The sequence below is a fragment of the Streptosporangium sp. NPDC049248 genome (genome assembly GCF_040678965.1).
Lineage (GTDB): Bacteria > Actinomycetota > Actinomycetes > Streptosporangiales > Streptosporangiaceae > Streptosporangium > Streptosporangium fukuiense.
In genome coordinates, this window is record NZ_JBFAQY010000004.1 from 439,786 (window position 1) to 462,313 (window position 22,528).

The 22,528-nt window shown below is 68.9% G+C and carries 26 protein-coding genes; 9 read left to right on the forward strand and 17 right to left on the reverse strand.

Features of this window, described 5'->3' with window-relative positions; all coding sequences use genetic code 11:
* Nucleotides 1-24 precede the first annotated feature (24 nt).
* Complete coding sequence (locus AB0K21_RS11210) at nucleotides 25-858, reverse strand: hypothetical protein (protein ID WP_364149298.1); 834 nt, start codon at nucleotides 856-858, stop codon at nucleotides 25-27.
* A gap of 46 nt (nucleotides 859-904) precedes the next feature.
* The gene (locus AB0K21_RS11215; protein WP_364149299.1) at nucleotides 905-1,615 is read right to left on the reverse strand and encodes a DUF998 domain-containing protein; all 711 of its coding nucleotides are present in this window, start codon (nucleotides 1,613-1,615) and stop codon (nucleotides 905-907) included.
* Between the two features lie 60 nt (nucleotides 1,616-1,675).
* Here AB0K21_RS11215 and AB0K21_RS11220 point away from each other — a divergent pair, with 60 nt between their 5' ends.
* Both AB0K21_RS11220 and AB0K21_RS11225 read left to right on the forward strand, forming a co-directional pair.
* Entirely contained in the window at nucleotides 1,676-2,338 is a 663-nt protein-coding gene (locus AB0K21_RS11220) for a TetR/AcrR family transcriptional regulator C-terminal domain-containing protein (RefSeq protein WP_364149301.1), read from the forward strand.
* Between the two features lie 565 nt (nucleotides 2,339-2,903).
* The gene (locus AB0K21_RS11225) at nucleotides 2,904-3,455 is read left to right on the forward strand and encodes a hypothetical protein (protein ID WP_364149303.1); all 552 of its coding nucleotides are present in this window, start codon (nucleotides 2,904-2,906) and stop codon (nucleotides 3,453-3,455) included.
* 84 nt (nucleotides 3,456-3,539) lie between these two features.
* Here the strand turns inward: AB0K21_RS11225 and AB0K21_RS11230 are convergent, their stop codons facing one another.
* Together AB0K21_RS11230 and AB0K21_RS11235 are read right to left on the reverse strand one after the other, a co-directional pair.
* A complete protein-coding gene (locus tag AB0K21_RS11230) occupies nucleotides 3,540-3,734 on the reverse strand; it encodes a DUF397 domain-containing protein (RefSeq protein ID WP_364149418.1) in 195 nt (64 codons plus the stop codon).
* Nucleotides 3,735-3,757: 23 nt separating this feature from the next.
* Nucleotides 3,758-3,943 (reverse strand): Scr1 family TA system antitoxin-like transcriptional regulator, encoded by a 186-nt coding sequence (locus AB0K21_RS11235; protein ID WP_364149305.1) that lies wholly within the window; start codon nucleotides 3,941-3,943, stop codon nucleotides 3,758-3,760.
* A 325-nt stretch (nucleotides 3,944-4,268) separates the two neighbouring features.
* Between AB0K21_RS11235 and AB0K21_RS11240 the strand changes: the two genes are divergently transcribed.
* On the forward strand, nucleotides 4,269-5,174 hold the full coding sequence (locus AB0K21_RS11240; RefSeq protein ID WP_364149307.1) for a hypothetical protein: 906 nt from the start codon (nucleotides 4,269-4,271) through the stop codon (nucleotides 5,172-5,174).
* A gap of 646 nt (nucleotides 5,175-5,820) precedes the next feature.
* Here the strand turns inward: AB0K21_RS11240 and AB0K21_RS11245 are convergent.
* The 3 genes from AB0K21_RS11245 to AB0K21_RS11255 form a co-directional block, all read right to left on the reverse strand.
* Nucleotides 5,821-6,030, reverse strand: coding sequence for a DUF397 domain-containing protein (locus AB0K21_RS11245; RefSeq protein WP_364149309.1), 210 nt, complete (start codon nucleotides 6,028-6,030; stop codon nucleotides 5,821-5,823).
* A gap of 69 nt (nucleotides 6,031-6,099) precedes the next feature.
* The gene (locus AB0K21_RS11250) at nucleotides 6,100-6,333 is read right to left on the reverse strand and encodes a DUF397 domain-containing protein (RefSeq protein WP_364149311.1); all 234 of its coding nucleotides are present in this window, start codon (nucleotides 6,331-6,333) and stop codon (nucleotides 6,100-6,102) included.
* 28 nt (nucleotides 6,334-6,361) lie between these two features.
* Complete coding sequence (locus tag AB0K21_RS11255; protein ID WP_364149313.1) at nucleotides 6,362-7,222, reverse strand: helix-turn-helix transcriptional regulator; 861 nt, start codon at nucleotides 7,220-7,222, stop codon at nucleotides 6,362-6,364.
* Between the two features lie 279 nt (nucleotides 7,223-7,501).
* Here AB0K21_RS11255 and AB0K21_RS11260 point away from each other — a divergent pair, with 279 nt between their 5' ends.
* Together AB0K21_RS11260 and AB0K21_RS11265 are read left to right on the forward strand one after the other, a co-directional pair.
* Complete coding sequence (locus AB0K21_RS11260) at nucleotides 7,502-7,789, forward strand: hypothetical protein (RefSeq protein ID WP_364149315.1); 288 nt, start codon at nucleotides 7,502-7,504, stop codon at nucleotides 7,787-7,789.
* A complete protein-coding gene (locus tag AB0K21_RS11265) occupies nucleotides 7,786-8,283 on the forward strand; it encodes an ATP-binding protein (RefSeq protein ID WP_343972212.1) in 498 nt (165 codons plus the stop codon). Before AB0K21_RS11260 ends, AB0K21_RS11265 begins: the two co-directional genes overlap by 4 nt.
* Nucleotides 8,284-8,441: 158 nt before the next feature.
* Here the strand turns inward: AB0K21_RS11265 and AB0K21_RS11270 are convergent, their stop codons facing one another.
* The 7 genes from AB0K21_RS11270 to AB0K21_RS11300 form a co-directional block, all read right to left on the reverse strand.
* A complete protein-coding gene (locus AB0K21_RS11270) occupies nucleotides 8,442-9,935 on the reverse strand; it encodes an MFS transporter (protein ID WP_364149317.1) in 1,494 nt (497 codons plus the stop codon).
* 103 nt (nucleotides 9,936-10,038) lie between these two features.
* Nucleotides 10,039-11,295, reverse strand: a complete 1,257-nt coding sequence (locus AB0K21_RS11275; RefSeq protein ID WP_364149319.1) for a sigma-70 family RNA polymerase sigma factor — start codon at nucleotides 11,293-11,295, stop codon at nucleotides 10,039-10,041.
* Nucleotides 11,292-11,630: a YciI family protein gene (locus tag AB0K21_RS11280; RefSeq protein WP_343972219.1), complete on the reverse strand. Its 339-nt coding sequence runs from the start codon at nucleotides 11,628-11,630 to the stop codon at nucleotides 11,292-11,294. Before AB0K21_RS11280 ends, AB0K21_RS11275 begins: the two co-directional genes overlap by 4 nt.
* A gap of 7 nt (nucleotides 11,631-11,637) precedes the next feature.
* Nucleotides 11,638-12,006 carry a YciI family protein gene (locus tag AB0K21_RS11285; RefSeq protein WP_364149322.1) on the reverse strand — a complete coding sequence of 123 codons (369 nt, stop codon included), beginning with the start codon at nucleotides 12,004-12,006 and terminating at the stop codon, nucleotides 11,638-11,640.
* 135 nt (nucleotides 12,007-12,141) lie between these two features.
* Nucleotides 12,142-12,681 carry a hypothetical protein gene (locus AB0K21_RS11290; protein WP_343972223.1) on the reverse strand — a complete coding sequence of 180 codons (540 nt, stop codon included), beginning with the start codon at nucleotides 12,679-12,681 and terminating at the stop codon, nucleotides 12,142-12,144.
* Between the two features lie 451 nt (nucleotides 12,682-13,132).
* Nucleotides 13,133-14,038, reverse strand: a complete 906-nt coding sequence (locus AB0K21_RS11295; protein ID WP_364149324.1) for an SDR family oxidoreductase — start codon at nucleotides 14,036-14,038, stop codon at nucleotides 13,133-13,135.
* A 44-nt stretch (nucleotides 14,039-14,082) separates the two neighbouring features.
* Entirely contained in the window at nucleotides 14,083-14,922 is an 840-nt protein-coding gene (locus AB0K21_RS11300) for an SDR family oxidoreductase (protein WP_364149326.1), read from the reverse strand.
* Nucleotides 14,923-15,094: 172 nt separating this feature from the next.
* Here AB0K21_RS11300 and AB0K21_RS11305 point away from each other — a divergent pair, with 172 nt between their 5' ends.
* The 4 genes from AB0K21_RS11305 to AB0K21_RS11320 all read left to right on the forward strand — a co-directional run bounded on the left by AB0K21_RS11305 (nucleotide 15,095) and on the right by AB0K21_RS11320 (nucleotide 18,768).
* Nucleotides 15,095-15,862 (forward strand): enoyl-CoA hydratase family protein, encoded by a 768-nt coding sequence (locus AB0K21_RS11305; protein ID WP_343972228.1) that lies wholly within the window; start codon nucleotides 15,095-15,097, stop codon nucleotides 15,860-15,862.
* An 82-nt stretch (nucleotides 15,863-15,944) separates the two neighbouring features.
* Nucleotides 15,945-16,790 carry a CoA-transferase gene (locus AB0K21_RS11310; RefSeq protein ID WP_364149420.1) on the forward strand — a complete coding sequence of 282 codons (846 nt, stop codon included), beginning with the start codon at nucleotides 15,945-15,947 and terminating at the stop codon, nucleotides 16,788-16,790.
* A complete protein-coding gene (locus AB0K21_RS11315; protein ID WP_343972231.1) occupies nucleotides 16,787-17,551 on the forward strand; it encodes a CoA-transferase in 765 nt (254 codons plus the stop codon). Before AB0K21_RS11310 ends, AB0K21_RS11315 begins: the two co-directional genes overlap by 4 nt.
* A gap of 74 nt (nucleotides 17,552-17,625) precedes the next feature.
* Complete coding sequence (locus AB0K21_RS11320; RefSeq protein ID WP_343972234.1) at nucleotides 17,626-18,768, forward strand: nitronate monooxygenase; 1,143 nt, start codon at nucleotides 17,626-17,628, stop codon at nucleotides 18,766-18,768.
* Nucleotides 18,769-18,780: 12 nt separating this feature from the next.
* Here the strand turns inward: AB0K21_RS11320 and AB0K21_RS11325 are convergent, their stop codons facing one another.
* The 3 genes from AB0K21_RS11325 to AB0K21_RS11335 all read right to left on the reverse strand — a co-directional run bounded on the left by AB0K21_RS11325 (nucleotide 18,781) and on the right by AB0K21_RS11335 (nucleotide 22,508).
* The gene (locus AB0K21_RS11325) at nucleotides 18,781-19,482 is read right to left on the reverse strand and encodes a pentapeptide repeat-containing protein (RefSeq protein ID WP_343972237.1); all 702 of its coding nucleotides are present in this window, start codon (nucleotides 19,480-19,482) and stop codon (nucleotides 18,781-18,783) included.
* A 78-nt stretch (nucleotides 19,483-19,560) separates the two neighbouring features.
* Nucleotides 19,561-21,081 (reverse strand): glycoside hydrolase family 3 N-terminal domain-containing protein, encoded by a 1,521-nt coding sequence (locus AB0K21_RS11330; protein WP_364149330.1) that lies wholly within the window; start codon nucleotides 21,079-21,081, stop codon nucleotides 19,561-19,563.
* Between the two features lie 332 nt (nucleotides 21,082-21,413).
* Complete coding sequence (locus AB0K21_RS11335; RefSeq protein WP_364149332.1) at nucleotides 21,414-22,508, reverse strand: helix-turn-helix transcriptional regulator; 1,095 nt, start codon at nucleotides 22,506-22,508, stop codon at nucleotides 21,414-21,416.
* Nucleotides 22,509-22,528 lie beyond the last annotated feature (20 nt).

Here is a 22,528-nt window from a genome sequence, read left to right on the forward strand (position 1 = left end):
CACGGGCCTGTTCTCCGCGGGCTTTCAGATCACCTTGGCCAGGGCATTCGCCAGGTTGGCGGCGGCGTCGGGCGCGTAGTGCAGGAACAGGTAAGGCTCGGTGAGCTCGATCTCGATGAGCGCCGGGCTGCCGTCGGCCAGCCGGACCAGGTCCACCCGGGCGCAGAGCAGTTCGGGAAACTCGCCAAGCACCTGCTCGGCCAGCGCGAACTGGTCGGGGTCGGGAGTGCGGAACTCCCCGTGGCCGTCGCCCTGTCCCGGCTTGGTGGCGCTCTCGGTCAGCATCGGGCTGCGCCGGACGGCGTGGCTGAACCTGCCGCCGAAGTAGAGCATCGAGGTCTCCCCCTCGCCCTCGACCATGTCCAGGTACGGCTGGATCATCGCGGTCCGGCCGTTGGCGGCCAGCTTGGCGGCGTGCTCCTCGGCCTGTTCGCGGTCCGCGGTCCTGATCGTGTCGCGGGCTCCGGCCGAGATCGACGGCTTGACCACGTACTCGTCGAGGACCGGAAGGTTCGCGGCCTCGCCCGGCGCGACCCACGAGGTGGGGATGATCGGCGCCTTCAGGTCACGCAGGTAGACCTTGTCGGTGTTGCGTTCCAGCACGGCGGCCGGGTTGAGCAGCCGGGTGACGGACTCCACCTGCCGGGCCCAGTCGAGGAACTCCGCCCGCCTCGTCACATAGTCCCAGGTGGTGCGGACCACGACGGCGTCGAACGCGGCCCAGTCGACCTCGGGGTCGTCCCAGCGCACGATGTGGCCGGTGATTCCCACCTCGGCCCAGGCCGCGACGGCGAGTCCCTTCTCGTCATCGAGCTTGTCCGGATCCGCGAAGGTCACGTACGCCGCAGAAGCACCCATGAGGCATCCCTTTATGTCAGCATCAATTAGACATAAGGCACCTTACCTATAGCCGTGTTTTCGACCGCCGGCCGGTTCCGCGGGTCGTGCTCTCACCAGCCGAGCAGCGGGCGGGGCACGTTTCGCGGCGTAGTCGTACCGCGAGAAGGGAAGCCCACCCCCAGCCCACCACCGCCATGAGACGGAGCAGGAGACTCAGCGGCTGCGAGTTCTCACCGCGCTCCGACAGCACCCCGGACAGCACGTAGATCGTTGGCAGCGCCACCCCGACCACGGCACAGACGACCGCCCATCGCCGCTCGCCAAGCGCGGCGAAGCGCCGGGCGAAGACGGAGCAGGCCGCGATGAGCGAGGCGAACAGCACCGCGAAGCCGACGCCGTGCACCACGTAGCTCACACCGATGTCGGTCGGCAGACCGGCCGGCGCCCCTTGCGGATAGCCCCACCCGGGGCTGGTACGGAAGATTCCCACGGTCACCAGACCGAGTCCGAAGGTGCCGATCAGCAGTGGCCCCCACGTCCCGCCACGGCCGGAACCCAGCACGCGTCGCATCCCCACGGCGAACGCGACATAGAGAACGCCGGTGAGCACGAAGTTGCCGATCTGGATCCAGCCCAGGTCTCCCAGGCTCAGCAGGCTGAGCGGCTGTCGCCGGGGGTCGATGCCGGGACGGGTGTAGTCCTGGATCAGCACCAGGACGATGAACAGCGGGCCGGCGAGGGCACCGCACGCCAGTAAAGCCCTGGTCAGTCGCATTCCCTATCTCCTTAGCAGCGCTAAGGAAGAGCTTGGCTTAGCACTGCTAAGGTGTCAATGGTGAGTGAGACCAAGCGCCCGGCGCTCAGCAGGGACACTCTGATCGAAGCCGCACTCCGCCTGCTCGACCAGGTCGGGCTGGACGGGCTGACCGTGCGCCGCCTCGCCACCGAGCTCGATGTGCGGTCCCCCGCGCTCTACTGGCACATCCGCACCAAGCAGGAACTTCTCGACGGCATGGCCGACGCGATCATCCTGGCCGCCGGAATGGGACCGCCCCACGCCGGCGAAACCTGGCAGTCCTGGCTCACCCGCCGCGCTCACGCCTACCGCGCCTCGCTGCTCGCCCACCGCGACGGCGCCCGCCTGGTCGCCAACGCGGCGAGCCTCAGCCCGGCCACGATCAGGCTGTTCGACGAGGAGCTCACCGCCCTGGTCGACTGCGGGTTCTCCCCCGCCCTCGCCCTGCACACCATCGGTGGCTGCACCAGCTACATCAACGGTTTCGTCCTCCGAGAGCAGGCCGAGCGCCAGGAGAGCTCCGACGACCCGTCACAGCGACTCGCGGCTGTGGCGGCCCTGCTGGACGCCGGCATGGACGCCACCCTGCTCCGGGCGCTCCGCGAGGGCGGCAGCTCCGTGGGCGAGGAAGCCTTCGACCACGGCCTCCGCGCCCTGATCGACGGCACGACCGCAGCCCTCCAGCGTTCGCACACCCACTGAGGAACGCAGCACCGCGACCGTCCTTTGATCAACGGCCGGTGTCGCGGGGTCACGCCGTCAGGCCACGCCCGGGCACTTCCCCTCAAGATCGAAGAGCCCCTTGATCGCGGATCCGATGTACGCGCTCCGGCGGGTGGGTGCTCCGGCCGGCCGTCTCAGTCGCTCTCCGGTGGTTCAGGCCTCCGGCCTGCTCGGGCGCGATGGTCGCGGGCTTTTATACGCCGGCCGGAACACCCACCCACCTCCGCGCCTTCTGCCCCGCCGTACCGGGTGCAGACCGTAGTCGCTCACTCTCCGACCGCCCAGTGATCTCTCCGGCGCTGAAGCTCTCGCGACGACCTCTCAGGGCTGATCACCGTAGCTGACGCGTGTCTCTCCGACACAGCGCAGGGTCGATGCCGTAGGGATCGGAAGCCGGATCGCTCCCAGAAACCCGCAAGTCAGCCCCAAGACGATCTCCAGTGCCGCCCGCAATCTTGTCCCCAGACCCGATGGCGTGAGCTGTCGGCGCATGCGCTCTCAGTGCATATCGGACAAAGCGGAACGCGAACCGGAGGACATGGAAATGTACAAGAAGGCCCTGACCGTCGCGATGGCGGCGGCCGTCCTGGTCACTCTGGTCCCGGCACCCGCGGCTGCGGCTCCGACGATCGAGACCGTCTTCGGAGCCGCCGTCACCCTCAGGGAGCCGGACAGCACCTTCGTCTGCCCGGCCGGAGAGGTGCTGATCGACCGTGCTCACTGGGGGGACGAGGACGGCTGGACCAGATACCGGTGCGGCCAGATCCGCATCGACGGTGAAGCGGTCACCGTGCAGACCGGAAACTGGAGCTACGGCATGAAGGAGAGCAACTCGTACTTCGCCGCCCCTGCCGATCAGGTCCTCATCGGCAGGAAGCACAACGGTGACGAGAACGGTCTGACGTGGTACCTCGCCGGCACGCTGCACTGGCGCGGAAGCCAGGTGCGGCTCACCTCCCGGAAGTGGACCGCGGCCATGACGGAGAGCAACCACTCCTCGCAGGCGTTCGCCCCTCTGGTCATGACCGGCCGCCAGCACCAGGGGGACGAGAACGGCCGCACCTTCTACGAGTACAGCAGGGTCACCGCCGGCTGATGCCTCCCGCCCGCGCAGACCGTGTGACGCACGAACCTCAGCCTGTCCTCCTGCGGGGCCCTGGAGGACTGGCGGTGCCGCGGTCTACGCGCCGTTTTTCAGACCTGCCACGAATGCCGCCCAGGTGTTACGGGCAAAGACGAGCCTGGGCCCCTCGGGGTCCTTGGAGTCCCGGACGGCTACCGCATCGCCCAGGTTCGCGACTTCGACGCAGTCTCCGTTGGCTCCGCTGAACGTACTCTTCCGCCAGGTGGCGGTCAGGTCTACCGGGTCGGACATCACGTGGCCCTTCCGCTGGACACTCACATCAGGTTGTTTGATGCGTTCATCAGCATAACCGCCGTATCCGCCGGGCTGAGTGCCGCTGCTCTGAGGTAGTCGAACACCGCGACGTAGCGCCGGACGTCAGTGGCATCCTCCAGATACAGACCACTGGACATGTTCTCCAGGTAGATGACGTCCAGGTCGCTCGGAGCAGGAAATCCCACGATAATTCTCTTTTCTCCCAATGAAGGCAGTTGGTGAGACTACGGTGGCCTCCATGAGGACACCCAAGAGCGTGATGGTCTTGTCCGACAACCGGTCGTTCATCGATCGGTGATCTGCTCACCCAAGCGGATGCGCGAATCACCGCAGAACCTGACCTCGTACGGAGTCAAGGTAAGGCGACCAGAGCGCGTATGGCCGACGTGGCCATCTCGTCCGGTGACGATTCATGGCACTGGACACGAGTGTCCAGTGCCATGTTTTTTAAAATGGGGCTTCATGATAAGAGATTCATTGAAAACAAGGAGATTTCTACCTTTCTCGACATTGGCCGTTTTTCTTCTGAGTGGCTGTTCTGCGCTCAACCTCGACATATGGAACGACAAGCAAGGGGTGACCCAAAGCAATTACCCTCCTTTTGGTTCGGTGAAGGATTTTGTGTTGCCGATGGATGTTTATGATTTGGACAATGTCCGGCGCGCGTATGTACAGGAAGCTCGCTTCAAGGTTCTGGGATCCTGTCTAAAGAAGTTTGGATTCACGATGCCGAAGCATGATGTAACGCCTATACGTTATCCAAAGAATGCCGCCTACCTGGGTTGGCTGGGCGAGAAAGACGTCGCGCATTACGGCTACCTCGGGCCGAAAGATCAAGATGCTGAAGAGTTTGCAGCTCTTGATGGGCTTCGCATGTTCGTGATCCCGGCCGAGCAGGATGCCGCCCATTCAGGGATCGGTGCTTCTAGGGTCAATGGGATTAAAATTCCCAAGATGGGTTGTGCGGGCGAAGCCGAGCGGGCGCTAAACGCTGGAGCAACCGGCCTGGACGGAACCAAGCTTGTCAAGGAATACGACTTCAAAAGGCTGCATTCTCTGATGGAGGACGCAGCTGTAACAGGTTTTAAGGATAAGCGGATCGCCGAGGCCGCAGTGCGGTGGAGTGACTGCATGAAGAGCAAGGGATTCTCTTACAAGGAGCCGTTCGAGGCTCAAAGTGACCCGCTTTGGCAGGCGGGATACTCCGGTCGCGGCCGCCGTACCGTGAGCACGCTAGAGATCAAGACTGCTGTTGCCGATGAGCAGTGCCGACTGCAGGTGAACTACAGCGGTGTCAGGCGGGCCGCTTATGTCGATGCTCAAAACGCGATCATCATAAAGAATCGAGACTTGCTTCAAAGGCTACAGAATTTGATGGAAACGCGATACGCCAACGCCACCGAGATTCTCGAATGACGATGGCGAACGAAGAGGGTGCACGCATTCAATCGCCGCAGCATGGTAACGGGGCATGATCTGTGAGTTATCGCCGCTGGGCCGCCATGTCGTGTATGTCTCTGCTTGTGGCTGGCACCGTCTATGCGCATGGGCTCTGGAATGGTGAACTCGTGACACTTTTCCCACTCAGTGAGCACTGCAATAGCAAGCCTTTGGGCTCCCCATCTGTTTCCTGGACGTGGTTCCCACTCCGGCATCTCTGTCATTGGGAAGATGGAACGACGAGCGATCTGGTGCCGGCCTACGTCAATCCAGTGTTAGTGACGTCTCTGACGGCGGCTGTCGTCTTTATGGTCATGGCCGTCCGAGCACGAAGACGGAAATGATGGTTCTCAACCATCACTTCTCTGGTCAAAGGGGTGTCGGCACCTGACTCCGCATTCCGCTTATCGCGTCGCCGCCTGCTGACGATCGGGGTGGGCATCGTCGACGCCGTGGTTATCAGAGCCATTGACGACGGCGGCCTGGACGCAGTCGGCGCCATTGGCGCTCAGGTTGCTGGTTCGCCACACGATGTGAGGGTGCATAGGGGTTGCCATCCCGTGACTCCTTCCATCGAGTTGACGACCACAGCCCGTTGGCCACGACAGAGATGCGCCCATTTTCAATCCAGGCCGAAAAATCCACCCTTAACACTACCGATAAAGGTTTCCCACTGACCTGCGGCAAAAATCAGGGCAGGGCCGTTCTTGTCCTTGCTATCACGCACAGCGACGTATCTCTGGGCCAACATGGCTACTTCGACACAGTTGTTTTGCCCGTCACTCTGACTGCTCTTGTACCAGGCCACATCCGGCAGATCGATCTTATTCATAGTTCATCGCCATGTAAGAGATCAGGTACGGCCTTCGGTGAAACATCGATGTCGCCCCTGGTTGGCAGGTCAGGACAGATCGCTGAATTTGTCGTCTCTCACTCCATCGAGAAAAGCATGCCATTCTCCGGGAGTGAAAGTCAGGACCCCACCGTCCGGGTTTTTGGAGTCGCGAACAAGGAAGAGTCGGCTCGCGTGGTTCTTGTGGCTGTCGGAGCCGTTGACGACGGCGACCTGGACGCAGTCGGCGCCGTTGGCGCTCAGGCTGCTGGTTCGCCATACGGCGTGAGGGTGCTCGGGCATCCGGTGACTCCTTCCATTGAATCGACGATCACAGTTCGTCGGCCACGGCGGCGATGAAGGAGAAAGACTCCTCGACCTCGTATGCGGTCGCGCGAAGGTGATCAAATGCAAGTGTATAGCGGTGAACGTCCCTTTCGTCTTCTACCCAGAGGTTGCTGGTGAGCGTCTCGACGTACACGACGTCATCGTCGTAGCGGGCCGGGAAGCTGAGGATGGAGAAGGTTCCCGCCGTTGCGGGATGGGTGCCGGAGGTGAAGGGCAGGACCTGAACGGTGACGTTCGCGGTTCGGCTCAGTTTCATCAGGTGATGGCACTGGGCTCGCATGTCCTCGGGAGAGCCGACCCTGTTTCGCAGGGCGGCTTCGCTCAGGATGATCCAGTAGTTGAGAGGGGATGCTGCTCGGCTGAGGAGTTGCTGGCGGGTCTTGCGTGCCTCCACGCGGCGTTCGACTTCGCCTCGGGGCAGAAGGTCCATGAGTCCGGCGCGGATGACGGAGCGCGCGTACTCATCTGTTTGGAGCATCCCGGGGATGATCTGCGCGGAGAAGCCGCGAATTGACGCGGCTTCGGCTTCGAGGGCGATGTAGGAGGCGAGTTCGGTGGGCAGGGTGTCGCCGTAGGCGTCCCACCATCCTTTGAGGCGTGCGTTGCGTGCCAGATCGATGAGGGCCTGTCGTCTGTCATCAGGGACCGCGTAGAGGTCGAGAAGTACCTGCAGATCCTTGGGCTGGACGCGTCTGCGGGCGGTTTCGTAGCGGCTGAGCTTGGAGGGGTCCCAGCCCAGTTGTCTGGCCGCCTGGTCGCCGGTGAGACCTGTCACCTCGCGTAGGCGTCGCAACTCACCCGCGAGTCTGCGGGTTCGTATGGTGGCCGGTTGCTCGGCGCTCACAGTGATTCCCCCTGTGTTGAGATCGCTTCAGTCTGCCGTCACCGAGGGTGGCGGGCAAGCAAGACCGAAGATCCTTTCTGACATTCATGTTGTCAATATTGCCAATCGTATTGCCAGTTCCTTCGAGCTGCCCACATGATGGCGGTGCACCAAGCGTGGATCGGGCCACGCCCCAGGTGAGAGCCCCAGGGCGGCTACACCTGCGATCTCGCAGCGCCACCACGCTGACGATCACACCCGTGGAACCTGCCGTATGTCAGCGAACTCGGGAGCCGAGCCATGGACGTGCGTGATCCACAACAAGTGCAGTACATCCACCTGGTACGACTCGGCTGGGACCTGCGGGTTCTTGGGGTGGCCACCTCGGTGGTCGTTCCCGTCGGCGGGGCACCGGTGCTGGAGATCATGTCTCCCACCGGGGTTCGGGTCCGGATCCAGGTCACCCGTCGCGCCTGCGGCTGGGTCTTCGTCTGGCGTCCCTGGTGGTCGGTGACCTGGCGGCGCGACTGGATCTGGGCCGAGGCCGACAACGCGGCCGACATGATCGCATCGGCGGTGGCCGCGTGAGCACGCGGGAGCAGGGCGGCCCCGGCGCGACGGAGGCGGCGATCAAGCGGTGGGACGGGCTTCGGATCGTGGGGCAACGGGACTTTCCCGGCGTCGCGCAGTCGGCGGGGGCCGCCCGCAGGTGGGTGCTGGGAATCCTGGACGGCCACCCGACCGCCACCGAGACGCTGGAAACGCTCGAACTGCTGGTCAGCGAGGTGGTCACCAACGCCATCCTGCACAGCGACTCGGCCGGGCCGGACGGGCTGATCACGGTCCGCGTGGGGCTGGGCGGCGGCCTGATCCAGGTCGAGGTGATCGACGACGGCTCGGCGACCAGCGTGCCCGCGATCCGGACGACCGACGACGACAGCCTCAGCGGGCGCGGCCTGAGCTGGGTGGACCGCCTGGCCCGCGCCTGGGGCGCCGATCACGACGACGAGGTGGGCGGGGTCGTATGGTTCCGGCTCGCGATCGGTCACCCGTCAGGACACGATCCCCTTTCCTCCCGGTGATTCAGGCCTCGGTGAGGAGCGTTCGGCGCCGTCAGCCGCCGGGCCGGACTCCACCGGGAGGCGCTTGTCCATATCATCGCGGTCAGTCGTCGAGGCGGTAGCCGGGGTCGCGTGGTAGGTCGGGCTTGTCCATGATGGCCCTCAGCCTCGGCGGGGTGCTACGGGCGAGTCGCCTCGTAGTCGGGGAGTGCGGCCGGGGTGGTGCGGGTCGCCGGGCGCATGGTCAGGATCAGTACGGCCAGCCCGGCGAAGAGGACCGCGGCGACGACACCGGTCACGTGCAGGCCGGCGGTGAACGCCTCCCGCGCGGTGTGCAGCAGTTCCGCCCCCTGGCCGGCGGGAAGGTTCCGGCTGGCGGCGACCGCGCCGGCCAGCGAGTCGGACGTGCCGTCCATCCGGCTGCGGTAGACCACCGCGGCCACCACACCGAGCAGCGCGAGGCCGAGCGAGCCGCCGAGGTAGTTGCCGGTCTCCGACATCGACGCCGCCGAGCCGGCGCGTTCCGGTGGTACGGATCCGACGACCAGCCCGGTGCCCAACGCGAACAGCGGGCCGGCGCCCAGGGCCAGCACGGTGATGCCGATCATCACCAGCGGCAGGGCATACGCACCGTCGACGCCGACCAGCAGCAGGCTGCCCAGCGCCGACCCCACCAGCCCCCCGGCGATCGCGGTCGTCTGCTTCATCCGCCGGGCCAGTGCCGGCGCGACCATGGTGCCGACCGCCACGCCCAGGCCCATCGGTGCGAACAGCACCGCCGACGCGAACGGCGAGAAGCCCAGCACGCTCTGCAGGTACTGGGTCACCAGCAGACCCGTACCGGCCATGGCGATGCCGGCGAAGGTCAGCCCGAGGAGTACGGCCGTGAGCGGGCGGTTGCGGAGCAGCCGCAGGTCCAGCAGCGGCGTCTCCAGCCGCAGTTGCCGGCGTACGAACAGGAATCCGATGGCTGCGCCGGCGACGAGGGCCACCGCCGGCACGACCGGCACGCTCTCGACGGTCAGCTGCTTGAAGCCGTAGACCATCAAAAACACCGCCACGAGCGACAGCCCGACGCTGGCCAGGTCCAGCCGGCCGGCCTGGTCGCTGCGGAACTCCGGCAGCAGGACCGGCCCGGCGAGCAGCAGCAACGCCATCGCCGGCACGGCGACCAGGAACACCGATCCCCACCAGAAGTGCTGGAGCAGGAATCCGGCGAGTACGGGTCCGAGCGCGCCGCCGGTGAACTGGCAGGTCGCCCAGATCGCGATGGCCTGCCCGCGCCGCCGTTCGTCGCGGAACATGTTGGTGATCAAGGCGAGTGTGGACGGCGCCAGGGTCGCGCCGGCGACACCCAGCAGCGCACGCGCGACGATCAGCATCAGCGGGCTGGTCGCGAAGGCGGCCACGACCGACAGCACCGCGAACGCCGCCCCGCCGATCATCAGCAGCCGTCGGCGGCCGATCCGGTCGCCGAGCGTACCCATCGTGATGACGAAACCGGCCACCATGAATCCGTAGCTGTCACTGATCCACAGCTGCTGGACGTTGGTGGCACCCAGATCGGCAGCCAGCTGTGGGAGCGCGAGGAGCAACGCCGTCGTGTCTATCGCGACGAGCAATGTCGGCAGTATGAGGATGACCAGTCCCAGCCATGCCCGGTTGACTCGCATATCCGAAACTCCCTGTTCTCTCGATGTCTCACCGGTCAGTCGGAGCGGTCGGGAGCTTCTTGACATCGGTACGGGCGGACACCGGGCGCGTTCTCGCCGGTTGCTATCGCTCCAGCCTTTCCGCCCTGTCTCGCAGGTAGCGCTGTTCGGGGAGGCTCGTGGTACGCCGGGCCGCCAGCCGGTAGTTCTCCCGTGCGGCGGCGTACTCGCCCGCCAGCTCCTGGAGGTGGGCGCGCACGGCGTGGAGACGGTGGTGGCGGGCGATCCGGGGATCGCCGTCCAGGCTTTCCAGCAGTTCGAGTCCGGCCTGTGGCCCGCGGGTCATCGCGACCGCGACGGCGTGATTGAGGGTGACCATCGGGTTCGGCGCGATCCGGCCGAGGATCGCGTACAGGAGGCGGATCTGTTCCCAGTCGGTCTCCTCGGCCCGCCGCGCCTGGACGTGCAGCGCGGCGATCGCCGCCTGAAGCTGGTAGGGGCCGAGGGGGGAGACGGACATGGCGCCGGTGACCAGCGCCGAACCCTCTTCGATCAGGGCGGCGTCCCACCGGTTCCGGTCCTGCTCGGCCAGCGGAACGAGGGCGCCGTCCGGGCCGGTGCGGGCCGCACGGCGGGCGTCGGTCAACAGCATCAGTGCCAGCAGTCCGGCGACCTCCCCGTCCTCCGGCAAGGACCGGTGCACCGTCCGGGTGAGCCGGATCGCCTCCGTGGTGAGGTCGCCGCGGTGCAGGTCGGGTCCGGAGCCGGCGGTGTAGCCCTCGTTGAAGATCAGGTAGAGCACGTGCAGCAGGGCGCCCAGCCGTTCGGCCCGCTCCTGGGCGCCCGGCATCTCGAACGACGCGCCGACGGCTTTGATCCGCTGCTTGGCGCGGCTGATCCGCGGCGCCATGGTGGCCTCCGGCACGAGGAACGCCCGCGCCACCTCGGCGGTGGTGAGCCCGCCGACGGCGCGCAGCGTGAGCGCCACCTGAGAGGCGGGCGTCAGCGCCGGATGACAGCACAGGAACAGCAGCGCGAGCGTGTCGTCCCGGCCACCAGGGCCTTCCTCGCCGGGCGCCGGCGCGAGGTCGGCGTCCGGCGCCTCCCGCACCGCCGCGGTGACCTCCCGGCGGCGGCGCGCCTGCTCGCTGCGTACCTGGTCGACCAGGCGGCGGGAGGCGACGGTGACCAGCCAGGCACGCGGGCTGTCCGGAACCCCGCCGTCGGGCCACTGTCCGGGCCACTGCGTCGCCGCGGCGAGCAGCGCCTCCTGGACCGCGTCCTCGCACTCCTCGAACCCGCCGTAGCGGCGCAGGAGCACGCCGAGGACCTGCGGCGCCAGTTCGCGCAACAGGTCCCCGAGGTGTTCGGTCGTGCTCACATCTCCATCCCGGCCGAGTCCATCAGCGGCCGTACCTCCACGCCGCCGGCCTGACCGCCCGATATCAGGGCGGCCAGGTCCAGGGCGCGTTCCCGGCTCTCGCAGTCGATCACGTACTGGACGGCGACATGATCGGGGGTCCGCAGGTACGGGCCCTCGGTCACGGTCGGCACACCCTCCCGAGCCCGTACGACGGCGCTGAGGGACGGATCGGCGAACAGGTGGGCGCTGATCAGTTCCCCTGCCTGCCCGGCCGCGGTCAGGAACTCCTCATGGTCGAGCCCCTCCCCGGGCAGGGCCGCGGCGCTCAGGTAGAGACTCAGCAGGAACTTCACCGCGTGCTCAGTCGTCGGCCGTGCCCGAGAAGAGCACCGGCCGCACCTCGACGCCCAGGCCCTCGATGCCTGCGTCCGGGATGAGCGCGGCCAACTCCAGGGCGCGCTCCCTGCTGTCGCACTCCACCAGGTAGTAGCCGCCGAGGTACTCCTTGGCCTCAAGGTAGGGTCCGTCGGTCACCGCCGGGACGCCGCCTCGGACCCTGACCACGGCGCTCTGCGACGGGTCGGCCAGCGCGGTGGTGCTGATCATCTCCCCGGACTTCCTGATGCTCTCCATGAACGGGCCGTGGCCGCTCATCACCTCGTTGCGCTCCTCCTCGGTCAGCGCGTCCCAGATCCGCGGGTTGTTGTGCATGATCAGCAAGAACTTCACGTGTCGTCTCCTTCAGTGGTCGGGCGGCCCCCGAAGGCGCCGTTCACCATGGAGTCGGAGCAGGTGCCACATTCTTGCGGTACCGGACCGCGAGAATCTCCCGCCCGCGGTGTCTTTTCTCCCGCATTCCGGGTTTTATCCCCCCCGAGTCACGGTCGCGCCGGGCAGCGACTCCTGCTGAGCCTCCCGCGAGCCGACAACGGCGTCGAGCCCGCCGTTGACGAGCTGCGCGACCGCGTCGCCGGAGACGAAGGGCTTCGACGTCTCCCCCTCGACCCTGATCAACATCCTGGTGGGGGTGCAGAACAGACTGACCTTGCCCTCGCTGGAACTACCCACCGCGGGCTCCACCGGCCCGGAAAACCCCTCTTCCCGCCCCGGGTGCCCCTCAGACTTGGTCAAGTCGACGTACGTGCTCCAGTCGGAGCCGGACAGCCCGCACAGGCCGGAGGAGTGGATCCACGCGATCAGGTCGTAAGAGCCGACCGTGATCTGCGCCAGTGCCCGCTCCGCCTCATCAGGCAGTGATTTCGGGTGGTCGGTCAGGCCCTTCAACTTGACCAGTGGCCACTGAGCCGGGTTCTTCAGCAGCGGGTTCACGGTTGGCGCGGAGCACGCCCCGAGGGCCGGTAACACCAGGAAAGCGACCACGGCACGCGCCAGACGATCGATCACTGCGGTTCCCCGTTCGTGCGACTCAGTCGATCTTGAGTCTACGCATTCACCTGATGCGAAGCGCCACACGTTCCGCGAGACGCCGCTCGACGACATGAGCTGACCTCCGAAGTCGGGAGCTCGTCAGCTTCTCGGCCGTAAACGACCGAGAAGCTGACAACCTTGTCTATGGCGACGAACGCGGCACGGAACTCATCGGTACGGCCGAACCCGACCTCACCGGGTGTCGCCGCCTCTACTTCGACGAGATCCCCAGGCTCGCACGCTGGCGCATCGTCTATCGCGAACTTCCCGCTCCCCGTCCAGGTGTACTTCCGGTGATTCAGGTGCTGGCCGTCGGCCCACGCGCCCAGATGGACGTCTACGAGCGCGCGGCACTCCGCCTCGGGCTGCTCGGTCCGGAGGACATGAGTTGAGTGCTCGTCCCTCGTCAAAGGCCGTGGCCCGGTGGCTACACCCCGTAGACCGGCTCGGGGTCGGCGGCCTCGGTGAGGAGTTCGGCGACCGCGTCGCCGATGTCGGCGGGGTTCCAGCGGGCCCCCCGGTCGACGCGGGGGCCGTGCCGCCAGCCGTCGGCGAGGGAGACGACGCCGCCCTCCACCTCGAAGACGCGGCCGGTGACATGGCCGGAGGCGGCCGAGCCGAGCCAGGTCACCAGGGGGGCGATGTTGGCCGGGTGCATGGCGTCGAAGCCGTTCTCGGGTCTGGCCATCATGGTGGCGAAGACCTCCTCGGTCATCCGGGTGCGGGCGGCCGGGGCGATCGCGTTCACCGTGACGCCGTAGCGGCCGAGTTCGGCGGCGGCGACCTGGGTGAGCGCGACGATGCCGGCCTTGGCCGCGGAGTAGTTGCCCTGGGCGACGCTGCCGAGCAGTCCCGCGCCGGAGGAGGTGTTGATCACTCGGGCGTCCACGGGTTCGCCCGCCTTCGACAGCTCCCGCCAGTGCGCGCCCGCGTGCCGGAGCGGCAGGAAGTGGCCCTTGAGGTGGACCCGGATCACGTCGTCCCACTCCTGCTCGGTCATCGAGACCAGCATCCGGTCGCGGACGAAACCGGCGTTGTTCACCAGGACGTCCAGCCGCCCGAAGGCGCTCAGCGCCGTCTTGACCAGCCGGTCCGCGCCGTCCCAGTCGGTGACGTCGTCGCTGTTGGCGATGGCCCGGCCGCCCAGGGCGCGGATCTCCTCGACTACCCGCAGGGCCGGGTCGCCGGAGCGCCCGCCGCCCTCGCGGCCGGTGCCGAGGTCGTTGACCACGACCCTGGCCCCCTGCCGGGCGAACTCCAGGGCGTGCTCCCTGCCGATGCCGCGCCCGGCACCGGTCACGATCACCACGCGCCCGTCACAGATCCCGCCCATGCCAGGGCTCCTTTCATCGTGATCATGCAGAGTTTCCCGGCTGTTCACCCGTCGTGTCCAGACGCGATCCGGCGCCAGGCGGGGATCTCCCCGCCGCCGTGCACGAGGATCTCCGCGCCGGTCACGTAGCCGGGGACCGCCAGCCACAGGCACACCCCGGCCACGTCCGAGGGAAGGGCCATCCGGCCCGCGGGAACGGCGGCGCCCATCCGCGCGACCCCGTCGGGGCCGCCGTAGTGGTCCGCCGAGTCCTCCGTCTCGGCGAGGCCGACGACCACCGTGTTGACCCGCACCCGCGGCGCCCACTCGGCGGCGAGGCAGGCGGCCAGGTGGTGCAGGCCCGCCTTGGCCGCGCCGTACGCGGAGGTGCCCGGGGAGGGGCGGGTACCGCTGGAGCTGCCGATCATCACGACCGAGCCGCCGGAGGCGGCGAGCAGGGGGTGGGCGCGCTGCGCGACCAGCAGCGGGGCGATCAGGTTGAGTTCCACGACGCGGGCGTGCAGCCGGGGGGAGGTTCCGGCCAGGAGCGCCTGCGGTGAGCCTCCGGCGTTGTTGACCACCGTGTCGAGCCTCCCGTACCGCTCCTCGACCTCGGTGACCAGCCGGTCCACGTCCGCCGCGTCGCGCACGTCGGCCGCGACGAACGCGAGTCCATCGGGCAGGGTCTCCGGCTTCCTGCGGGCGCACACGACCACCTCCGCCCCGGCGGCCAGGAACGCGTCGGCGATGCCCGCGCCGAGCCCCCTGGTGCCCCCGGTCACCAGCACGACCGATCCGGTGTGGTCATAGCGGACCCGGCCAGGTGCTCCGTCGCTTCCACGAGCCTCGGCGTCCACCTCGCCAGGGGAACCCGTCGCGCCGTCCACATCGCCCTCAGCGTTCACGGCGCTCGCCTCCGCACCCTCGTTCTCGAAGCGGTCACCCGGGTGAGCGGCCGCCGTCACAGGTGGACCGCCCTCGGAAGGACGCCCGGCGGCAGCCGCCGGGCGCACTCCTGTGTCCGGCCGTCGCGTGCTACCGTACCAAGCAAGCGTTAGGTGCGAACAGTGAGGCGCGATGAGAATCACCCTGCACGGCGGCGGAGCGGTCGCCGAGGTCGTAGTGGACGTGCCGCCGGTCAACGCGTTACCCGTCTCCGGCTGGTTCGAGCTGGCCGAGGCCGTCCAGGAGGCCGGGCACGCGCCCGAGACCCGCGTCGTGGTGCTGCGCGCCGAGGGACGAGGGTTCAACGCCGGGGTGGACGTCAAGGAGATGCAGGCCACCGCCGGGCACGCCGCGCTGGTCGGCGCCAACCGGGGGTGCTTCGCGGCGTTCGCGGCGGTCTACGAGTGCGAGGTCCCGGTGATCGCCGCCGTGCACGGCTTCTGCCTCGGTGGCGGGGTCGGGCTGGCGGGCAACGCCGACATCGTGGTGGCCTCCGACGACGCCTACTTCGGCCTGCCCGAGGTGGACCGGGGCGCGCTCGGCGCGGCCACCCACCTGGCCAGGCTGGTCCCCCAGCATCTGATGCGGGCCATGGTCTACACGTGCCGCACCGTCACCGCCGCCGAACTGCACGCCTTCGGCTCGGTGCTGGAGGTCGTGCCCCGCGACCGGCTGCGCGAGACCGCCTTCGAGGTCGCCGCCCAGATCGCCGGAAAGGACCCCTACGTCATCCGGCGGGCCAAGGAGTCGCTGAACGGCATCGACCCGGTCGATGTCAGGCGCAGCTACCGGTTCGAGCAGGGCTTCACCTTCGAGCTCAACCTGATGGGCTCCGGCGACCGGCACCGCGACGCGTTCATCGCGAGGAACAACGGCTCGGAGGAGGTGGGCGGTCGGTGAGCGGAGAGCGCGGCAGACGGTTGCGGGGCGGAACGATCCGCGGAGCGAGCGAAGGGGTGGTGGGCGACCGGTGAGCAAAGTGATGTCGGTCGAGGAGGTCGTCGGGTCGTTGCGCAGCGGCATGACGATCGGGATCGGCGGCTGGGGGTCGCGTCGCAAGCCGATGGCACTGGTCCGGGCGATCTGCCGGTCCTCCCTGGAGGACCTGACGGTCGTCTCGTACGGCGGGGCCGACGTCGGCCTGCTGTGCGCGTACGGCAAGGTCGCCCGGGTGGTCGCCCCGTTCGTGTCGCTCGACTCGATCCCCCTCGAACCGCACTTCCGGACCGCCAGGCAGACCGGGACCGTGGAGTTCACCGAGTACGACGAGAGCATGTTCATGTTCGGCCTGCTCGCGGCGGCGCACCGGCTGCCGTTCCTGCCGACCCGCGCCGGGCTCGGCTCGGATGTGATGCGGGTCAACCCCGAACTGCGGACCGTGCGGTCGCCCTATGCCGGAGGCGAGGAGCTGGTCGCCGTCCCCGCGCTGACCCTGGACGTCGCGCTCGTCCACCTCAACCGGGCCGACTCCCGCGGCAACGCCCAGTATCTCGGCCCCGACCCCTACTTCGACGACCTCTACGCCAAGGCGGCCGAGCGCTGCTACGTCTCCTGCGAGCGCGTGGTGGACACCGCCGACCTGCTCAAGGAGGGGCCGGTCCAGTCGCTGCTGATCAGCCGGTCCATGGTGACCGGTGTGGTGGAGACCCCCGGCGGCGCCCACTTCACCACCTGCGAGCCCGACTACGGCCGCGACGAGGCGTTCCAGAAGGCGTACGCGAGCGCCGCCACCGGCCCCGAGACGTGGCGGGCCTTCACCGGCCGCTACCTGTCCGGGGACGAGGCCGCCTACCAGGAAGCCGTACGCCGGTTCCGGGAGGAGTCATGACGGTGACCGTCGCCACGCGGGCCGAGGTGTGCGTCGTCGCCTGTGCCGAGGCGTTCAGGGGGGACGGGGAGATCCTGGCCGCGGGCATCGGCGGCGCGATCACCGTGCTGGCCGCCCGGCTGGCCCGGCTCACCTTCGAACCCGACCTCGTCACGCACGACGGGGTGTGCCTGCTGACCGGCGACGTACCACCGCTGGGACAGAGCCCACAGGTCGTCGAGGGATGGCTGCCGTTCAGGGACCACCTGTGGCTGGTACTCAACGGCAGGCGGCACGTCATGCTGGGAGCCAGTCAGATCGACCGGTACGGCAACAGCAACATCTCCTGCATCGGCGACTGGTCCCGGCCCAGGTCCCAGCTCCTGGGTGTGCGCGGGGTGCCGGGCAACACCGTGTGCTGCCCGACCAGCTACTGGATCCCCCGCCACTCGACCCGGGTGTTCGTACCGCGGGTGGACATGGTCAGCGGCGTCGGCCACGACCGCGCGGCCGAGGCGGGGCCGAGCGCCCACCGCCACCACGACCTGCGCCGGGTGGTCACCGACCTGGCGGTGCTGGACTTCCAGAGCCCCGACCACTCGATGCGCCTGGCCTCGGTCCACCCGGGCGTCACCGTGGACGAGGTCGTGGCGGCGACCGGCTTCCCGCTGGTCGTCACCGGCGACGTCCCCGAGACCCGGCAGCCGACCGGCGAGGAACTCCGCGTCCTGCGCGAGGTCCTCGACCCCGGCTCACTCCGCGACCGCGAGATCCCCGCCTGACCTCCTCCCCACCGCCGGAACCGGGGACCTCGCCCCCCGCGTCCCGGCTCCGGCCGCCCGCCAGGAGAACCTTCATGACCTCGCACCCCGTCCCGGGCCCGCCGGGAGCCGCGACCGGCGCGTCCGCACCGGCGGAGGAGCCGCCGGGGCTGGTGACACGGCTCACCGAGATGGTCGGCTGCCGCCATCCCGTCGTACAGACCGGCATGGGCTACGTGGCCGGGGCCCGGCTGGCCGCCGCCACCTCCGCCGCCGGAGGTCTGGGCGTCATCGCGGCGGCCACCATGCCCATCGAGCAGATGACCGCCGCGATCCGGTCGGTCAAGGAGCGCACCGACGCGCCCTTCGGGGTGAACATCCGCTCCGACGCCGACGACGCCCGCGAGCGGATCGACGTCATGATCCGCGAAGGCGTACGGGTCGCGTCGTTCGCGCTGGCCCCCAAGCGCGAGCTGATCGCCCGGCTGAAGGACGCCGGGGTGCTGACGATCCCCTCGGTCGGCGCGCGCCGGCACGCCGAGAAGGTCGCCGCCTGGGGCGTGGACGCGGTGATCGTGCAGGGCGGTGAGGGCGGCGGGCACACCGGGGCCGTCCCCACCACCGTGCTGCTCCCCCAGGTCGTGGACGCGGTGGACATCCCGGTGATCGCGGCGGGCGGGTTCTGCGACGGGCGCGGGCTGGTCGCCGCCCTGTCGTACGGCGCCTGCGGGGTCGCGATGGGCACCCGTTTCCTGCTGACCTCGGACTCCACGGTCGGCGACGAGGTGAAGAAGGTCTACCTCGGCACCGCCGAGACGGTGGTCACCACGCGGGTGGACGGCGTTCCGCACCGCGTGCTGCGCACTCCGTTCGTCGACTCGCTGGAACGCTCGCGCCTGCGGCTGCTCCGCGCGGTGGCCAACGGGGCCAGGTTCAAGCGGCTGTCCGGCATGTCGTGGGCGGCGATGATCCGCGAGGGCCGCCGGATGCGGCACGGCCGGGACCTGACCTGGGCCCAGGTGCTCCAGGCGGCCAACACCCCGATGCTGCTGCGGGCCGCCATGGTGGACGGGCGCGCGGACCTCGGCGTCATGGCCTCCGGGCAGGTCGTCGGGCTGATCGACGACCTGCCGTCCTGCGCGGAGCTGATCGGCCGGATCATGTGGGAGGCGCACGCCGTACTGGACCGCTTGGACCGTCTGGACCGGTCGGGCAGGAGCGTGCCCCCGCCGAAGTGAGCCCGGATCGGGTCAGTTCACGGTCAGCCCTCGGGAGGCGAGGATCAGGGCGGCCTGGGACGGGCTGATGATCGCTCCGCGCAGCGAGCGGAGCCGGGTGTCGTCGACCTCGCCGAGGTCCAGGCCGCGCAGGTCGGCCATGGTGAAGACCGTGTCGACGGTGCGGGCACCGATCATGCGGCAGTCCTCGAACACGGCGTTGGTGAAGTCGCAGCTCGACAGGTTGGCCTCGTCGAGGCGGGTGCCCCGCAGGTGTGCGCCTCGGAACGAGCAGCCGATCAGGTCGGCCAGCATCAGGTTGGAGCCGTCGAACCGGTAGCCGATGCCCCGGCAGCCGGTCAGCACCGCGCCGATCATGCGGCAGCCGGTGAAGACGACGTCGGTGAGCAGTGCCCGCCCGAAGTTCGCACCGGACAGGTCGACGTCGGTGAAGGCCGCGTCGACGAGCTCGGCGTTCGCGAACCTGAGCCCCGCTCCCCCGCCGCCGGAGAAACGCGCCCCGTCCAGATCCGTACGGCGGAAGTCGGCCCGCTCCAGCGCGCATCCCTCGAACGAGGCCCCCACGAGCGACGCCCCGCTGAAGTCGGCGCCGGTGAGGTCGCACTCCTTGAAGACGTAGGGCCCCTCGTCGGCCAGGTGATCGCCGAGCGAGAGCTTCGCCAGATCGACCCCGTTGATCTCCCGCTGGTCCGCCAGCAACCGTGCCACATCCATCCGGCGATTCAAGCAGTCCGCCCCGACAGAATCACCGCGCCGCCCGCCCCGTACGTCGACGCCGGGACGCGCCGCCGATCAGGTCGCGCTCTCGTCCCCGGCGAGGAGTTCGGCGGCCGCCTGGCCGCAGACGCGGGCGGATCCGTGGGTGGCGACGTGCACGGCGCCGAGGTCGGAGCGTCCGGGCAGGCCCATCTCCACCACGACGGCGTCGGAGCGGGCGGCCAGCAGGTGCCGGAGCGCGTCGGTCTGCCAGGGGTGGCGGTGCGCGTCGCGGACGACGATGACCAGGGGGCGTCCGGCCGCGGTGGCGAGTACGGCCTCGATGGCGCTCCCGGTGGCGGTGGAGGCCTCCAGCCGGGTCACCGTGGTGCCGGGGAGGAGCTTGCCGAGCGGCTCGCCGACGCCCCAGGGGGTGTCCTTCTCGATGGCGAGGTTCATCTCGGGGGCGAGTTCGGCGACGTGCGGCGGGGCGGACAGGGGGAAGGACGCGGTCGCGGAGCGGCGGGTGACCCGCAGCGCGCGCCGGGCCGCGGCCAGGCCGATCGACGCGTCGCCGGAGCCGCCGGAGGCGGCGCGCGCGGGCGTGTCCCGGTGGGCGGTCACGGTCCAGAGGGCGAGCTCGCGGACGCGGCGGGCGGCGTCGGCCAGCCGTTCCTCGGGGAGCCTGCCCTCGATCACGGCGTCCGCGATCGCGTTTCTGATCGCGATCGCGGTCTCCTCTCCGGCGTGCTCGCCGCCCACGCAGATCGCGTCGGCGCCCGCGGCGACGGCGAGGGCGGAGGCGCCGCCGATGCCGTACGGGCCGGAGACCGCGGTCATCTCGATGCCGTCGGTGACGATGACGCCTTCGAAACCCAGCTCGGCCCTGAGCAGGTCGTGCAGGACCCGGCGGCTGAGCGTGGCGGCCATCACGGGGTCCAGGGCGGAGACGAGCAGGTGGCCGGTCATGACCGTGCGCACCCCCTGCTCGACGGCCGCGCGGAAGGGCCGCAGCGCCACGTCGCGCAGCTCCCCCGCGGTGGCGGCGACCAGCGGCACGCCGTGGTGGGAGTCGACCGAGGTGTCGCCGTGGCCGGGGAAGTGCTTGGCGCAGGCCGCCACGCCCGCCGACTGCATGCCCCGGATCCAGGCCGCGGTGTGCCTGGCGACGAGATCGGGGTCCGCGCCGAAGGAGCGCAGGCCGATGACCGGGTTGTCGGGGTTGGAGTTCACATCCGCCGAGGGGGCGAAGTTGAGGTTGACGCCCGCCAGGGCCAGGTCACGGCCGAGGTCGGCGGCGATCTCCTCGGTGAGGCCGGTGTCGTCGACCACGCCGAGGGCGAAGTTGCCCGGCCGGGTGCTCCCGCCGGCCGCCTCCAGGCGGGTGACCTCGCCCGACTCCTCGTCGATGCCGACGAGGACCTGGGGGTTCTCCTCGCGGAGCGCGGCGGTGAGGTCGGCGACCTGGGTGGGGGTGGCGATGTTCCTGGAGAAGAGCACCACCCCGGCCAGCCCTTCACCGAGTCGGCGCCGCACCCAGTCGGGCGGGGTCTTGCCCTCGAAACCGGGAAGGACGACGGTCTCCGCCAGACGGAGCAGCTCTGGGCCGCGCTTCATTCACCACTCCTCGCCTGACGACCGGCCGGCGTCCCATGCCGAAGGCGCGCAGACCCCACGTTGTCCAGAACCTCCGGGGAAAGCGCTCCCACGGCGGCTTGGCGCAAATCTAATAGGAAAGTTTCCTAATTGCTAGTGGGCTGACCATTGGTCTTCGAGTAAAGGCTCGCGGGCCGGAGCCAGGAGTGAGGAGCGTGGCACGGAAAGCGAATCGAGGGTCCGGCCACTCACCCGGGGCGGTGTGCCGAGAACCCGCATGGGGAGCGCGGATTCGCCGACGGCTCCGGGGTCGTCGGCGACGTCGGACGCGTGGTGTAAGTAACCAAGTCCTACTAGATGGAACATTCGTCATCGAGGTACCAGCCGTACGGGCTCGGAGCCGCCCCCGCCGCCACGCGCGGAGCGTAGTGGCGGGTATGCAGTGAGGCCACCAGCTCACCCCGGCTGTGGGTTCCCGTCTTGGCGAAGACCGCCTTCAGATGGTCCTGCACCGTGAACGGCGAGATGCCGAGCGCGGCGGCCATCTGGCGGGTGCTGCGCCCCTGCGCGGCCAACGCCGTCACCTCACGCTCGCGCGAGGTCAGGTCGTAGGCCCTGGCGATGATCTGACCGAGCACGGCGGGACGGGCACCCTCGATGATGAGGGCCACCCGGTCCGCCGACCCCTCGATCGGCGAGCCGTGCAGCACCACCCACCGTCCGCCCCGGGCCGGCAGCGCGGCAGTGGCCGGACCGTTCCCGGCCTGGGCGGCGGCCACGACGGACCTGACCACACTCGGTATGCGACCCCGATCGTCGATGGCCTCCAGCCACGTGCGCGCCTGGGTGCTGAGCGTCTCGACCTCGCCACCGGAGCGTACGAGCAACATCCCCGGAGGATCTTCGATGCCCTCGGCGACGTCCAGGGCGGCACGGAGCAGGGTCAGCCGGAACAGGTCCGCGATGGGGGAGACCGCCCCGGTCAACGCCGCGAGCTCGGCCGCCCCGAACGGCGGCGACGGCGTGCACCGGTAGAGCGTCAGCGACCCCCAGCAACCGTTGCGGGACCGCAACATCACCCGGGCCTCGTCGCAGATCCCGAGCTCACGCAGCAGCGGTTCATATCGCGCCGCCTCGGAGAGCCGGCCGCCGGTGGCCTGGTGCAACCCCGCGACGGGCACGGCGGCGTTGGCCAGCCGGGTATAGCCGTTGAGGTCCGCGTCGCGGAACTCGAGATCGAAGATGATGCGCTCGCGGTCCGCGCCGCCTTCGTGCCCGATCCCGGTGACGAAGCAGCTCGTCCACAGCAGGGTGGCCGGGTCGACCGTCGAGATCGCCGCGATGTCGTACCCGACGACCCGGCGCAACAACCGGTCGAGTTCCGTGCGCACCTCGGTGAGGTCACCACCCCGCACCGCGATCCGGCGCAGCCCTTCGTGCAGGTCCATGTTCAAAGGATCGCCCGTAC

Bases quoted from the DNA above. Each gene is read 5' to 3' on its own strand.
- AB0K21_RS11315 (WP_343972231.1), top strand. From the start codon at position 16,787: ATGACGGTGACCGTCGCCACGCGGGCCGAGGTGTGCGTCGTCGCCTGT.
- AB0K21_RS11330 (WP_364149330.1), bottom strand. From the start codon at position 21,081: ATGAAGCGCGGCCCAGAGCTGCTCCGTCTGGCGGAGACCGTCGTCCTT.
- AB0K21_RS11320 (WP_343972234.1), top strand. From the start codon at position 17,626: ATGACCTCGCACCCCGTCCCGGGCCCGCCGGGAGCCGCGACCGGCGCG.
- AB0K21_RS11325 (WP_343972237.1), bottom strand. From the start codon at position 19,482: ATGGATGTGGCACGGTTGCTGGCGGACCAGCGGGAGATCAACGGGGTC.
- AB0K21_RS11250 (WP_364149311.1), bottom strand. From the start codon at position 6,333: ATGCCCGAGCACCCTCACGCCGTATGGCGAACCAGCAGCCTGAGCGCC.
- AB0K21_RS11230 (WP_364149418.1), bottom strand. From the start codon at position 3,734: ATGTCCGACCCGGTAGACCTGACCGCCACCTGGCGGAAGAGTACGTTC.
- AB0K21_RS11215 (WP_364149299.1), bottom strand. From the start codon at position 1,615: ATGCGACTGACCAGGGCTTTACTGGCGTGCGGTGCCCTCGCCGGCCCG.
- AB0K21_RS11335 (WP_364149332.1), bottom strand. From the start codon at position 22,508: ATGGACCTGCACGAAGGGCTGCGCCGGATCGCGGTGCGGGGTGGTGAC.
- AB0K21_RS11245 (WP_364149309.1), bottom strand. From the start codon at position 6,030: ATGAATAAGATCGATCTGCCGGATGTGGCCTGGTACAAGAGCAGTCAG.
- AB0K21_RS11295 (WP_364149324.1), bottom strand. From the start codon at position 14,038: ATGGGCGGGATCTGTGACGGGCGCGTGGTGATCGTGACCGGTGCCGGG.
- AB0K21_RS11225 (WP_364149303.1), top strand. From the start codon at position 2,904: ATGTACAAGAAGGCCCTGACCGTCGCGATGGCGGCGGCCGTCCTGGTC.
- AB0K21_RS11210 (WP_364149298.1), bottom strand. From the start codon at position 858: ATGGGTGCTTCTGCGGCGTACGTGACCTTCGCGGATCCGGACAAGCTC.
- AB0K21_RS11270 (WP_364149317.1), bottom strand. From the start codon at position 9,935: ATGCGAGTCAACCGGGCATGGCTGGGACTGGTCATCCTCATACTGCCG.
- AB0K21_RS11305 (WP_343972228.1), top strand. From the start codon at position 15,095: ATGAGAATCACCCTGCACGGCGGCGGAGCGGTCGCCGAGGTCGTAGTG.
- AB0K21_RS11310 (WP_364149420.1), top strand. From the start codon at position 15,945: ATGTCGGTCGAGGAGGTCGTCGGGTCGTTGCGCAGCGGCATGACGATC.
- AB0K21_RS11260 (WP_364149315.1), top strand. From the start codon at position 7,502: ATGGACGTGCGTGATCCACAACAAGTGCAGTACATCCACCTGGTACGA.